Annotated in this window: 18 protein-coding genes; 17 read left to right on the forward strand and 1 reads right to left on the reverse strand. The window is 31.3% G+C overall.

What is annotated here, in order from left to right; genetic code table 11:
- The first annotated feature begins 48 nt into the window (after nt 1–48).
- From Z053_RS0121850 to Z053_RS0121875, 6 genes are all read left to right on the forward strand, one after another.
- Complete coding sequence (locus Z053_RS0121850) at nt 49–543, forward strand: RNA polymerase sigma factor (protein ID WP_025667098.1); 495 nt, start codon at nt 49–51, stop codon at nt 541–543.
- Nucleotides 527–1,144: a hypothetical protein gene (locus Z053_RS0121855; RefSeq protein WP_025667099.1), complete on the forward strand. Its 618-nt coding sequence runs from the start codon at nt 527–529 to the stop codon at nt 1,142–1,144. The genes Z053_RS0121850 and Z053_RS0121855 overlap by 17 nt, the downstream gene beginning before the upstream one ends.
- Nucleotides 1,145–1,302: 158 nt before the next feature.
- Entirely contained in the window at nt 1,303–2,583 is a 1,281-nt protein-coding gene (locus Z053_RS0121860; protein ID WP_025667100.1) for an RNA polymerase sigma factor, read from the forward strand.
- Nucleotides 2,584–2,673: 90 nt separating this feature from the next.
- A complete protein-coding gene (locus Z053_RS0121865; RefSeq protein WP_025667101.1) occupies nt 2,674–3,030 on the forward strand; it encodes a YciI family protein in 357 nt (118 codons plus the stop codon).
- 11 nt (nt 3,031–3,041) lie between these two features.
- Nucleotides 3,042–3,242 (forward strand): hypothetical protein, encoded by a 201-nt coding sequence (locus Z053_RS0121870; RefSeq protein ID WP_025667102.1) that lies wholly within the window; start codon nt 3,042–3,044, stop codon nt 3,240–3,242.
- Nucleotides 3,243–3,244: 2 nt separating this feature from the next.
- Nucleotides 3,245–3,778, forward strand: coding sequence for an SRPBCC family protein (locus Z053_RS0121875; RefSeq protein ID WP_025667103.1), 534 nt, complete (start codon nt 3,245–3,247; stop codon nt 3,776–3,778).
- A 132-nt stretch (nt 3,779–3,910) separates the two neighbouring features.
- Here Z053_RS0121875 and Z053_RS0121880 read toward each other — a convergent pair whose 3' ends face one another.
- Nucleotides 3,911–4,585 carry a class I SAM-dependent methyltransferase gene (locus tag Z053_RS0121880; protein ID WP_025667104.1) on the reverse strand — a complete coding sequence of 225 codons (675 nt, stop codon included), beginning with the start codon at nt 4,583–4,585 and terminating at the stop codon, nt 3,911–3,913.
- A gap of 455 nt (nt 4,586–5,040) precedes the next feature.
- Here Z053_RS0121880 and Z053_RS29120 point away from each other — a divergent pair, with 455 nt between their 5' ends.
- The 11 genes from Z053_RS29120 (at nt 5,041) to Z053_RS0121935 (ending at nt 13,701) form a co-directional block, all read left to right on the forward strand.
- Complete coding sequence (locus Z053_RS29120) at nt 5,041–5,454, forward strand: hypothetical protein (protein WP_025667105.1); 414 nt, start codon at nt 5,041–5,043, stop codon at nt 5,452–5,454.
- Between the two features lie 61 nt (nt 5,455–5,515).
- Nucleotides 5,516–6,682, forward strand: a complete 1,167-nt coding sequence (locus Z053_RS0121890) for an MBL fold metallo-hydrolase (RefSeq protein WP_025667106.1) — start codon at nt 5,516–5,518, stop codon at nt 6,680–6,682.
- Nucleotides 6,683–6,866: 184 nt separating this feature from the next.
- Nucleotides 6,867–7,436, forward strand: coding sequence for a Crp/Fnr family transcriptional regulator (locus Z053_RS0121895; protein WP_025667107.1), 570 nt, complete (start codon nt 6,867–6,869; stop codon nt 7,434–7,436).
- Nucleotides 7,437–7,506: 70 nt separating this feature from the next.
- Nucleotides 7,507–7,992, forward strand: a complete 486-nt coding sequence (locus Z053_RS0121900) for a pyridoxamine 5'-phosphate oxidase family protein (protein WP_025667108.1) — start codon at nt 7,507–7,509, stop codon at nt 7,990–7,992.
- Entirely contained in the window at nt 7,989–8,474 is a 486-nt protein-coding gene (locus Z053_RS0121905; protein ID WP_035096558.1) for an acyl-CoA thioesterase, read from the forward strand. Before Z053_RS0121900 ends, Z053_RS0121905 begins: the two co-directional genes overlap by 4 nt.
- Nucleotides 8,475–8,530: 56 nt before the next feature.
- Entirely contained in the window at nt 8,531–8,962 is a 432-nt protein-coding gene (locus Z053_RS0121910; protein ID WP_025667110.1) for a hypothetical protein, read from the forward strand.
- Nucleotides 8,963–9,045: 83 nt separating this feature from the next.
- Nucleotides 9,046–10,140 carry a serine hydrolase domain-containing protein gene (locus tag Z053_RS0121915; protein WP_025667111.1) on the forward strand — a complete coding sequence of 365 codons (1,095 nt, stop codon included), beginning with the start codon at nt 9,046–9,048 and terminating at the stop codon, nt 10,138–10,140.
- A 104-nt stretch (nt 10,141–10,244) separates the two neighbouring features.
- Nucleotides 10,245–10,409, forward strand: a complete 165-nt coding sequence (locus Z053_RS31640) for a hypothetical protein (protein ID WP_160170136.1) — start codon at nt 10,245–10,247, stop codon at nt 10,407–10,409.
- A gap of 507 nt (nt 10,410–10,916) precedes the next feature.
- Nucleotides 10,917–11,675: an SDR family NAD(P)-dependent oxidoreductase gene (locus Z053_RS0121925; protein ID WP_025667112.1), complete on the forward strand. Its 759-nt coding sequence runs from the start codon at nt 10,917–10,919 to the stop codon at nt 11,673–11,675.
- A gap of 24 nt (nt 11,676–11,699) precedes the next feature.
- Entirely contained in the window at nt 11,700–12,617 is a 918-nt protein-coding gene (locus Z053_RS0121930; RefSeq protein ID WP_025667113.1) for a helix-turn-helix domain-containing protein, read from the forward strand.
- A 166-nt stretch (nt 12,618–12,783) separates the two neighbouring features.
- Nucleotides 12,784–13,701 carry a pyridoxal-phosphate dependent enzyme gene (locus tag Z053_RS0121935; RefSeq protein WP_025667114.1) on the forward strand — a complete coding sequence of 306 codons (918 nt, stop codon included), beginning with the start codon at nt 12,784–12,786 and terminating at the stop codon, nt 13,699–13,701.
- Nucleotides 13,702–13,837 lie beyond the last annotated feature (136 nt).

Raw genomic sequence — 13,837 nt, forward strand, 5'->3', positions numbered from 1 at the left:
GGTGTAATAAATATGATTTTTTATCACTAACTAAATAAAACATTCTTAGTGAGTACAGATTTTTATATTACATCAATTCTTCCTTATGCGAATATCATCATTAAAATTTGCAGGGCATATAGTAATTCGCAAGAAGATTTTGAAGATTACTATCAAGAAGTTTGTTTACAGATTTGGCGTAGCAAAGATAATTTTAAAGGTAAATCTAATTGGTCTACTTGGATTTATCGCCTGTCTCTAAATGTTTGTATGACCTTGGCAAAAAAAGAAAGGAAAAGAAAGGAACGATCTTTCTACCCTAATGCTATAGATCAGGAAAGCATCGAAGAGAACAATGTCTTTTCTGATAAATCTCTAAATCAACTTTATGATGCTATCAGAAAACTCTCAGAAGTAGACCGAGCCATAATCTTACTCTATTTGGATGAGCTATCTTATCAAGAAATAGCTAAGGTAATCGGGACTAATACCAATAATATAGGAGTAAGGATAAAACGAATTAAAAACAGATTAAAAAAACTATTAGATGGAAAAAACAATTGAAACAACTTGGAAAGAAGGTTTTCTCAAAAAACCTGAACTTGCAGTTCCTCAGATAACAATACTATATAATCAAAAATCAAAACATATTGTTGAAAAGCTATTCAGCAACTTTCAGAATAGTTTATATTTTTTAATCATTCTGAGTATTTTAATTCCAATTGTAATGGTATCAGTCAATATTAGTTTTTGGTGGTCTATCACGCCTTCTCTATTCTGTCTATTATATTTTTATACCGGTAGGAAGCAATTCTTATCATTAAAAAAAATAGAGTATAATACCAACTGCTACGATTATTTAAAGTCGATTAATAGCAAACTCAAAGCTATAAACAGAATTAACCTCAGAAATACTGTGTTGGGTGTGGGATTCATGTTATCTCCTTTAGTCATTTACACTTATTTCAATAACAAAGACACAAACCTAGGAAACATATTAGGGATTGGATATATTGATTTACCTAATGAATTGTTATTTATAATTTTGCCAATCACTATGATGATAACAATTCCTTTTTATAAAATTATGGTTAAAGCTGAAAATAAAAACGAAAGAAAGATTGTAAAGCTGATAAAAAGTATAGAAGAACTAAACCAGGTATAATGACCAAATGAATCAATATTTAACTGAAATAAATGGGATTGGCTGGGAATTAAAATATAACAAGGAAATTGATTCTCTGATTAAAATAAGGCAACGTGAGTGGAGTAAAAAAATAAAGTAAAACGTATTTTGTACTCAATATTGTAGTCAACATAAAAATGACCGGTAGTAAAACAAATATAAGGAAGAAAATAGATCATCTGTTCAGACATGAATATGGCAAATTAGTTGCTGTACTCACTAAAACATTCGGGACTTCGAATATAGAACTTGCCGAAGATGTAGTACAGGAGGCTATGCTCGAAGCCCTAAATAAATGGTCGTATGAAGGTATTCCTGATAACCCTACAGGATGGATATATAAAGTTGCTAAGTATAAAGCTGTAAATATTGTTAACAGAGAACAATACAAGAGAGAACATGCCTCTGAAATTGCTCGTCACTTACAATCTGAATGGACAGTAGCGCCCGCTCTAAAACATATATTTACCGATAAAGAAATTGCAGATGACCAATTACGAATGATATTTACCTGCTGTCATCCTTCTATTTCTACCGACTCACAAATAGCGCTAACCCTAAAAACACTATGTGGATTTAGTATACCCGAAATCGCAAAAGCATTTCTGACAACTAATGAAAATATCAACAAAAGATTAGTTAGAGCAAGAAAAACGATTAAGGAAGCCAATATCCCATTCGAAGTACCCGTTGGAAAAAAACTAGAGCACAGGTTATCAAGTGTTCTGGAAACTATTTATCTTTTGTTTAACGAAGGCTACAATGCTACTTCTGGAGATACTATAATTCGTTTTGAATTATGTGAAGAAGCCATAAGACTTGCCGAGATTATTGCCTCTAATGCTAATATAAATTCGTCTCAAACCTATGCCCTATTGGCCTTAATGTCTTTAAACACATCTCGTTTCGATTCTAGAATAGACAAATCTAACAATCTCTTAAACTTAGAACATCAAGACAGAAATAAATGGGATAAAGCTTTAATCAAAAAAGGACTTTATTATCTAGAATTTTCGGCAAAACAAAACGAAATTTCTATTTACCATATACTTGCTACCATATCTGCTCATCATTGTACAGCCAAAACCTACGAATCTACAGACTGGGAAAGTATTTTGGCTCTTTATGACTTGCTGGTAGATATTGATAATTCGCCACTTGTTCTACTTAATAGAGTTGTTGTTATTGCCAAATTAACCAATAGTCAAGAAGCGCTTGAGCAACTCAATAACATAGAGGGTGATTCTATCTTTCTCTCTTATTTACCGTATTACACCACCAAGGCAGAGCTTCATTTTAAAAATAATGAACCAAAAATCGCTATCGAATTATTAAACAATGCTTTAAAGCTACCGCTTAACAAAAACTCAAAAGCATTGATTAACAACAGATTAAAAGAATATTCTAAAAAAATTTAATTTTTTTAAGGTTTCAATGTCCCTTTTACCTCCTTTCGTTTGACTTAAGGGTATAAGACAATAATTATTAATTAGTCAAAAAATTAAACTATGCAGGAATTTATGATTTTTATCAAAACCAAAGGAGACCATTTAGAAGGGCTTTCGCCAGAGCAACAACAAGCTCATGTTCAAAAAATAGGAATGTACATTGGAGGACTAATGGAAGCTGGAAAATTAAAAGGAGCACAACCTTTGGAAATGAAAGGTGCCATTATTCATGGAAACAAAGGTGTTTTTAAAGATGGCCCTTTTAATGAGTCTAAAGAAGTAATTGTAGGCTATTTCCATATAGTAGCAAAGAACTTAGAAGAAGCTATCGAAATTGCAAAAGCAAACCCAATGTTTGAAGACGCAGAAGGTACTATAGAAGTTAGAGCTATTAAACAAATGGAAGGTATAAATTAAAATGCAAAGCAATGAAAAATCTAGAATATAACGGAAACTGTGCATTTGCCGTAAGCACAGGAAAAACAACGGTTAAGACAAGTACTAAATATGTTTTAACTAAAAATGGAAAACATTATGCTTTTTCTAATGGTGTAGCAAAATTTTTATTCAAACTATTACCCAATCGAATCCAAAAGGCAGATACCGCCTGGAATTCTAAAGACTTATAGTAATGAAGATATTTAAAAAAATAGGTTTAGGAATACTACTACTAATTCTTTTGATAAGTGTGGTATCGCTATTCTTTTCTACACAAAAAGAAGTAAGCAGATCTACTGTAATTCATGCGCCGGTAGAACATGTTTTTAATCATGTAAATGCTATGGAAAACTGGAAAAAATGGGGCGGGCCATGGCACGAAGAAGGAATGGACTATACTAAAGTAATTAAAAAAACACTGGGGGCAACTGCTGGTGTTGGTTCAAAATTGATTTATAATCAAGGAAAAGGAGATGGAAGTGTTGAAATCATTGAAAGTGATTTGAATAAACGCATTAAGACACTAATTACTTTTGAAGATGGCGGTTTTGCAAATGGTAACTGGTTGTTTAATAAGGATCATAACACAACCACAGTTACATGGACGGTTAAAGTAAATTTAGGATACAATCCTTTAAAAAGAATTATGGGTAATTTAATGATGGAAGGTAAAGTAGGATCTGTCTTTGAAAAAGGGTTAGCCAATCTTAAAAAAGTTTCTGAATAATACTAGCTGCAAAAACATATCTAATAAAAGCGGTTCGGGTTGACGCCTATACCGCTTTTATCTTTAAATTAGTTTTTTTTCTGAAAAATTAGTGCTTATGAATGTAACCCTTGGTATAAAAACAGCTATAGTTTAAAAACTATACAATGTAGTTGTAATAACCCCTCGATGATCATTTAAAGTAATAGATACCAATTGTTTTTCTTCTTTTACCTTAACATTAAATGGTGGTGCTAATATGTTTAAACCACTTTGTTTTTTTAGTCTAATCCCTTGTCCAGAAATAATATTTTTATTAGGTACAAAATCGCCTTCAGGTAAATGCTCTGTTAAAATAACATATTTAAAATCGGTTAACTTACTCACTACACTTTGTACTTCTGCATTCGATAGATGTTGTAACACTTGTCTTACTATAGCGCAATCCCCAGAAGGCAGATCATCTACTGCAATATCCAGACAATGAAATTCTAAATTTTCTGCTTTAAAATTTTCTTTATTATATGTTATAAGATCTGTTACTATATCTACCGCAACATACCGTTTCGTATGCTTTACCAATTCTTTTCCTACATTAAAATCTCCACAACCTAAATCACATACTGTAAGAGGGCATTTAAAAGATGTTAAAAATGAAGTCACAACGTCTATATATGGATCTACAATCTCGGGTTGATGTGACCCTGCACCCGAATAAAAATCAGATGTATTACCTCCCCAAAGTTTCATTTTATAAACCTGCTCCATAGCATCTTTAGTTGGCCAGGGCTTTTTTATTCTATTGGCTCTATCTTCTTTCTTTTTCATAAACACTCTATTGATCCTATATACACTATAAAAGCATAGTTATATATTTAAACGTAATTGTATAACAAACCTACAAATCATATCATGACATATCTTATAAATGAACTCATTTAACGTAAGTTCTACATAAGAAAAATCACTCAATTTGACGGCTTTTTAAAACTAAATCCTTATATCGAATTCACGTTCATTTAATAAAAAAACATTTTGTAACCATTTTCACTGAAAACAGTGAGAGATAAAAATATACCTAAATTTATCTTTGTTCTAAATTAAGAACTCATATAGAAAAGTTTATCAAATAAATATTAGAATTGAAAACTTTATGTAAATAACAAATGATTACGCTACATACGAAAAAAAACATCCTCTTCTTAATACTATTGTTATTGGGAACGCAATATGCAATAGCACAACATTGTGGGTGGGGTTTTATGTGTCACAAAATTTTAATTTTGAAAAAAAAATCTATACACCCTAACCACAAATATGCAATACAATTATTAGATAGCACTTATACTCCTGTAAAAGATAGTAATAATAGGGTTGTTTCTTTTTACCAGCAAAAAAAGAATAGTACATTATTATCGCATACGATGTATGATGTTTCGCAAAACTTAGAAGAGTTTAGCCTTAAAAATTTTTCGAGCACTAACTATTTTGTTACATTATTTCAATCTTGTAGCAATAAAAATTATCATTTAAAAATTGAAAATAAAACAGTGAATCAAAAACAAATCATAGCTCTAGAACCGAAACATTTTCAGGCCATATGTAGTTCGTATATAAACGTTAATCTAAAGGATAAAACATTAGAAATATACGATGCCATTGAAAAATGCAAAGACGCAATAATTAAAATAAAATAATACTTTTGGTTTTGTATTCTCTTGCTAATTAATAGTTTTTACATCATATATAAAACAAATCATGAATATTCAATTAATACGCTCACCCCATATAAAACAATTGATGCTAATTTTTCTTTGTGTATTTTTCACTTCCTGCTTAGAGCAAAAAACAAAAGAAAAAAGTGAAATAGTAGTTCGACATGAAACAAAATTAGAACAAGAATCTAATTTTACACAACAGAAGATAACAGATAACCTTTATGTCATAAAGTCTAATAATTATAATACAAACGTTGGTGTTTTTATAGGAAATAAAGAAATCATTTTAATTGATCCTATGACAGGCTCTAATAATCACCAGGCCTTATTAGAAAAAATAAAAGAGTTTTCTAATAAACCTATTAAATATGTAATCAACACACATGATCATGAAGATCATACCGGGGCAAATTCATTCTTTGCAGAATTAGGGGCAACAATCATTTCTCAAGAAAACATTAAATATACCGGTGCAAAATATGATCTTACTTTTAAAAACGAGTATACACTCGATTTAGAAAATGAAAGAGTTGAGCTTTATCATATTACTTCACACACTTTTGACGACGTGCTTATTTATTTCACTAAAAACAACACTATTTTTATGGGAGATACATATATGACTAATTTCTTTCCTCATTTTTATTACGGAGGTGGTAGTAAGGGGCATATAGATTTCATAGACAAAGCATTATCTCTTGGAAATGAAAATACTGTTATCGTAGCTGGTCACGGTAAATTATCTTCTGATAAAACAGAACTTAATGCGTATAGAAAAAATTCAATACAATGGATCGAAAGAATCAAAGAACTATCACTTGCCGGTAAAGCTCCGGATGAAATAACTCAAGATGAAGAAATTAAACAATTAGCTTTGACTTTTACCGGAAACAATACCGTACATGCTCAAACCATTGAAAAAACAATTTCTGTTGACTACAATGCTAGTGCTCCGCTTCCAGAGAATGCAAAAAATTACGAAGGAATGTACCAATATAAAAATGGGGAAATTGATGAACTAATTTTTCAAGATAACAAATTAATGCTGCGAAGAAAAGGCGCATATATATTTGAGCTCTCTACGCTTTCTGATACCAAATTTCATATCAAAGGACAAGTGCCCTACAGATATATCTCTTTTTCGAATGATGGAAAAGAATTGACTTATTTTAATGGAAAAGAAAGTCAAATCGCAAAAAGAAAATAACAAATAATAATCACTGTTGCAGAAGTCCCTAATGTTATAAAAACCATGTAATGCTGTACCCTAGACAAACTCAGAATAGGCCTTTCGAAAAACTATTTTATGGTTCGAATTCATTATCTTTCCATAGTCAAATCATAACTATATGTAGTCCTAAGTATATCTGATGCGTCAAAAAAATAATTCAATGTTAGATGAAATTATTGCTAAAATAACAAGCCAATATGATACGCTGTCAAATGAAATCATTGAAGAGTGGAAAAGCGATATTTTAATGTTAGAATTAGAAAAAGGTACTCAGTTGGTACGTGAAGGTAGTTATACAAATAAGCTTTTTTATATCTATAAAGGGAGTGCAAAGGCATATCATTTAAAAGATGGAAAAGCCATAGCAGACTGGTTTTCTTTTGAGCATGAATTTATCTGTGCAATTACCGGTTATTTTTTGGGCCATCCTAGTGAGCATTATATAGAACTTACCGAAGATAGTATCTTATTAGAGTTTAACCGGAAACATATCAATATCCTTTCTAATAAATATCACGATTTTGAACGATTTACAAGAAATGCCATTACCAAAATAATGCTTCAACTACAGAAAAGGGTCGTATATCTTCAGTTCTCTACGGCAAAAGAACGATATGACTTTCTTTTAAAAGAATATCCTAAAATAGAATTACATATTTCATTAGGTGATATTGCTTCGTACATCGGTATAACCCAAGAGACCCTAAGCCGAATTAGAGCACAGAAATAGTCGAATTTGATCTATATCAAAAGATTTCTGTTTCCAAATATTGACTTTTACATTATGTAAAAGGAATAAAATGAATAGTATCGCAAACTGGAGATTTATCAGAAAGCATTTTAATGCTACCTATAAGACCAGCTTATCGGTTGCTATAGCTTCTGTAGACAATGATAACAAACCAACGGTAACACCAATAGGAACATTTTTTTTAAACAAAGATCAAACTGGTTTCTATTTTGAGAAATTTCCTAAAAAAATACCCCATAATGTAAAAACAAATAAAAACGTATGTGTTTTAGGCGTGAATAGCAGCAAATGGTTTTGGATAAAAGCACTTTACAAATTAAAATTTGATTCTTATCCCGCTATTAGACTCTATGGAGTGTTAGGAGAGAAAAGAAAAGCTACCGATATTGAGATCTCAAGACTAAACAGACGGATGAAGACAACAAAAGGATTAAAAGGAAATGCATACCTATGGGGGGATATGGAATACGTTCGTGATATAAAATTTACCACGGCAGAAGGAGTAAATATTGGAAAAATGACAGAAGCATTATGAAAATAACCAAAACCCCAGAAAGTATAGCAGTGATTCGTTTTCCTGATTGTGATCCATTCAATCATTTAAACAACTCCAGGTATATAGATTATTTTATAAATGCTAGAGAAGATCATTTGGCAAATAATTATGATTTTGATGTGTATCAGTATGCGAAAAAAACAGGTAGAAGCTGGTTAGTGACTCAAAATCAAATCGCATATTTTAATCCTGCGCAGTTAATGGAAAAAGTAATCATACTATCAACAATATTAGAATGGAATGCCAGCGATATTCTGGTAGAAATGCAAATGTGGAATGAAGAAAAGACCTTATTAAAATCGGTATTATGGACAACATTTACGCATTACGATTTAATTCATCAGAAGAGAAGTAAACATAATGCATATCTAAATGAAAAATTTAGTGAATATGAAAATCCGTTACCATCTCCGCTTCGCTTTGAGCAAAGAATAATCAACATAAAGCAGAATGATAAATAGCACAATACCTATTGAGTCTATTGATCTACATACCTATAACCTAATTACAAGCCTATATGAAATCGACTTCAAAAATTTCAAAAATAGCTATAGTAGTTCCTATCCTCTTTTTATTATTTTATCACATATCTAAGCTATATACCATCTATTTTGAAGATGATATGGTAAACTCAAATAATTTCTTACACTCATTTCAAGATGCTATTCCTGTTTCGGCCATAATAACGATACAGAGTATTCTTAGAGGTATTATAATTATTAGTCTAGCCCTAATTATTTTCAGAAAAAATATAGGGCCAGCATTGATGTGGCTAGGTATAGGAACACTCATTTCTACTCAATTTTTTATCGTATCGCAATCAAACCATGAGCTGATCCTTTCGATTCACTCTGGACTAAAACCGTTAAAAAGTTTAATTCTCCCTATAGTTATAACGTATCTATATAACAAAATCAATCCTACCAAGATATCAAATCATGTTTTCTAAAACCGTATTTTTGAAATGTGCCCTTATGTATAAAATGAACTTTTAAATAAAAATTGGTACGTATATTGTGGCTACTCTTTACTATGAAAAACATAGCAACCCAAACATTTTTTATTCTCATAATTAGTACATTTTGCTACGGACAAAATTCATATAAATATTCTCAGCCAAAAAATCTTGAGGATGGATGGAAAACAAGCAATCTGCACTCACAGAATATAGATACCACAAGAATCTATCAATTATTTAACCAGATACAGAATAGTAAAAACAAGTTGCACAGTATTTTATTAGTAAAAAATAATCAAATCGTTATTGAGGAATATTTCAACGACCATTCTGCAAATAAACAACACGACCTCCGCTCTTCAACAAAAAGCATAAGGTCAATTTTATTAGGGATTGCAATTGATAAAGGATTCATTGATAGTATCGACGATCCCATATCAAAGTATCTCAAAAATCTGGTGCCAACTAAAAATCTTGACGAGAGAAAAAATAAAATTACAATCAGACATCTATTAACAATGTCTCCTGGATTTGATTGTAATGACTGGGACAAGAAATCAGCAGGGCAAGAGGATAGAGTGTATAAAAAAAAGGACTGGCTTCAATATACACTTAATTTACCAATGGTTAACGAACCAGGAACAGTCTCTAATTATTGCTCTATGGGCGTAGTATTAATAGCCGAAATAATAAGTCTAGCTTCAAAAATGACAATCGATACATTTGCTCAACAATATCTATTCAATCCACTAGGCATTACTAATATAAGTTGGGAGCATACTTCGAATAAAAAGGTGATTCCTTCGGGAAAAAGGTTATATATGACCTCTCGTAATATGGCTAAAATTGGGCAATTGATACTCAATAATGGAAAGTGGAATGAAAGACAAATTGTTTCTAAAAAATGGATTGAGGAATCGACTACTCCAAAAACAAAAATTACAGGAATTGATTACGGCTATTTGTGGTGGAATATTCCATTTAAAGTAGGCGAAAAAATGATGGTTTCTAAAACAGCAACTGGAAACGGAGGGCAATATATCATGATTTTTCCTGAACTGGATATGGTTGCTGTATTTACAGGAGGTGCATACAACTCGCAAGAGGATAAGTTACCTTTTGCAATAATGAAAGACATCTTCTTACCGACATTCGCAAACAAAAAATAAAAATCGATAGCATTTAAAACTATTATGATTTTCTAATACAGAAGAAAAATCGTTAAACGAGATTTGGGGTATTCTAAAAAACCTAAATAGTTATCCAACCAAAGATGAAATTGATGCATTGGTATCTGGCTATCGAAGAAACAAGCCTTGAATTAAAAACCGATACATATGAAATGAAATTTATAGCAAACGGATATGTATTCGAGAATCAACAGTCTTTTTTCAAATCTTTAAAATACGGATACAAAGTAGAAGTGATACCCAAATAACGTAAAACAACACTTAGGTATAACATTATATTAAGCCATTAACATTTACGTGAGGAGTTACCAGGTTTAATTCTTAAAATAGCATTAAACTGTTTGACTTCGCGTTTATAAAACTGGAAGAATTTACGTAGAAAAAAAGCAAAACTATGGCTGGGTTGTTTCATAAGTATGTAATTTTAGATACACTCTATTAGTATCGTTACATGTAAAAACATCACACTTTTTAGAAGAAATTTTTACGATAAAAATAATTGCTATCACTAAAACCTCTCTTATAATGATATACATCCTGCATAAAACATCAATAACCTCATTTTTGGGATAAACTCACCCATATTATACGAGTTTTAAAAAATCATCAGAGATATGTGTACTGGTATGCATATCGTACTATTGGCAGGAATTGATCTTTACACATTAGATTTGGATAAGACAACCATAGATTTGGAATATTATAATTTTCTGCATTAACTCAACTTTGTATTGTAATTAAAAACAAATATAAAAATGAGTCAACAAACAGCAATTATAACAGGAGCAAGTCGAGGTTTAGGAAGAGATATGGCACTTAATCTTGCAAAGGATGGCATACACATTATCTTCTCCTATCATACCAACGATAAAAAAGCAAAGGAAGTTATTTTAGAAATAGAATCCATTGGGCAAAAAGCAGTAGCTTTTCCTTTTGATGCGAATAACTATAAAAGTGGGCAAGAATTTATGGTTAAAGCCACAGATTATCTAAAGCAACAAAACGGCAATCCTAACTTTGATTTTTTAATTAATAATGCTGGAACAGGAACTTTCAATTTGACATCTGATACTACTGAAGAACAATTCGACGAAATGATGAATGTACACCTCAAAAGTGTATATTTTTTAACACAAAAAGCATTACCATATCTTAATAAAGGCGGGCGAATTATTAATATTTCTAGTGGATTGACGCGTTTTAGTTTACCTGGGATGTCTGCTTATGCTATGATGAAAGGTGGCATAGAAGTATTTACACGTTATTTAGCAAAAGAATTGGGGCAACATAAAATTACGGCCAATGTTATTGCTCCCGGAGCTATAGCAACCAATTTTGCTGGAGGCAGTAATCGGGATAATGAAGAAAAAAGAGCCATTATAGCTAATATTACAGCATTAGGTCGCGTTGGCGAAGCCGAAGATATAGGAGGTACTGTTGCTTTTTTATGTTCTGATAAAGCAGGTTGGATTAACGGCCAACGCATTGAAGTGTCAGGAGGAATGTTGGTATAAAATCTTTTCCATAAATTTATAATAATGAAAGACATAATACACTTAAAAAAGGTTAGTGATTATCATAAACTAGCTCATATCAATCCTCCTGAACACCCATTAATTAGTCTAATAGACTATAGTAATGTTAAGTACTCATCAGACATTAATGATTTGCAATGGAGACAAGATTATTATACTATTGGGTTAAAACGTAATGTGGCGCATAAGTTTTTTTACGGTCAACAAGAATATGATTTTGATGAAGGCGTAATGACTTTCGTTGCGCCAAATCAAGTGATGAGCTTAAGAAACAATCCAAATATCAAAAACCATACACCTTCTGGTTGGCTATTATTGATACACCCCAATTTTTTATGGAATTCACCTTTAGCGCATCAAATCAAACACTATGGCTTTTTTGGGTACACTATAAATGAAGCCCTTTTTCTTTCTGAAAAAGAAGAGCTAATGATGATAAATCTTTTGAATACTATACGTCATGAATACCAATCTAATATTGATAAATTTAGTCAGAAGATTATTATTTCACAGTTAGAATTACTACTCAATTATGCCGAGCGATTCTATGAAAGGCAATTTATTACTCGTAAAATACCTAACCATCAAATACTAAATAAATTCGAAAAAGTTTTGTTAGATTATTTTAATGATGAAAGCATGGATGACAAAGGTTTGCCAACAGTTTTATGGGTTGCTAATTGCTTAAATCTTTCTCCAAATTATTTAAGTAGTATGCTTAAATCACTTACAGGGCAAAGTACGCAGCAACATATTCATAATAAGTTAATAGAAAAAGCAAAAGAACAACTATCTACTACACCACTTTCAATAAGCGAAATTGCCTACAGTTTGGGTTTTGAGCATCCAGCATCTTTTAGCAAACTTTTCAAGAATAAAACAGAAATGTCTCCTTTAGAATTTAGAAAGTCGTTTAATTAATGATCTCAAGGGTATGAAAGACATTCAAAATATCATATCCTATATTGTAAAACCTTATTTTTGATATACACTTATGCAGTCTATTAGATGAGTTTTTAAAATAAATTCAAACTAATATGTGCATACTCAATATATATAGTATCGCTAGGCAATATTAAAATAACAGATGGACCATAAACTTTACATAGAAACCCCAATTTATAGATCACATAAATTAAAAAGAGAGCAACAAAAAAATATATATTATAAGTTAGACTGCTATCAACCAACCGGTTCTTTCAAAATTAGAGGTATGGAAGAATTATGTCGCTTTCATTTCGAAAAAGGGAAAAAAAACTTTATTGCTTCTTCAGGCGGAAATGCAGGATATTCTTTAGCATACGTTGGGAAACATATAGGTGTAAAAGTTAAAGTAGTCGTTCCTAAAACAACTTCTGCATTTATGATTAACAAAATAGCAAATTTAGGGACCGAAGTCGAAGTATATGGTAATGTTTGGGATGAAGCTCATCGATACGCCCAGAAAATTTCGGAAGAGACAGGTGCTGTTTATGTTTCTCCGTTTGATGATCCTTTACTTTGGAAAGGCCATTCGACTATTATCGATGAATGTGCAAGACAAATAAAACAACCCGACAAAATTATAGTATCTGTTGGTGGCGGAGGCTTACTTTGCGGAATACTAGAAGGAATGAAAAAAAATGGATGGGAAAACACTCAGGTAATTACAACCGAAACTACAGGTGCAGCATCATTTTATAAAAGTTGGCAAGCAAAAAAAATTATAGAATTAGAAGAAATATCCTCTATTGCAACCAGTTTAGGAGCAAAAAAAATTGCCGATAAATCATTAGAACTAGCATCTCATTTCAATGTTAAACCAATCACCGTTAGTGATAAAGAAGCTATTGATGCTTCATTTATTTTTTTGGATGAATATAATGTAATCGTTGAACCGGCATGTGGAGCAGCACTTTCTGTTCCTTATTTTCATCCTGAATTGATAACAGAAAATGAAACCGTTTTAGTAATTGTATGTGGTGGAGTGAATACAGAAATAAATACATTACTTAGTAAAAAATAAACTCCACCCACCAGCAATACTAAAATGCTATAAATACCTATCAAAAACAACACATTCTATTTTGTAAAACCGTATTTTTGATATAAGCTCATATTGACCATGTGAAGTTTTAAAATAAATACAAACAAGTATATGT

The sequence above is a fragment of the Aquimarina megaterium XH134 genome (assembly GCF_000520975.1).
Taxonomy (GTDB): Bacteria; Bacteroidota; Bacteroidia; order Flavobacteriales; family Flavobacteriaceae; genus Aquimarina; species Aquimarina megaterium.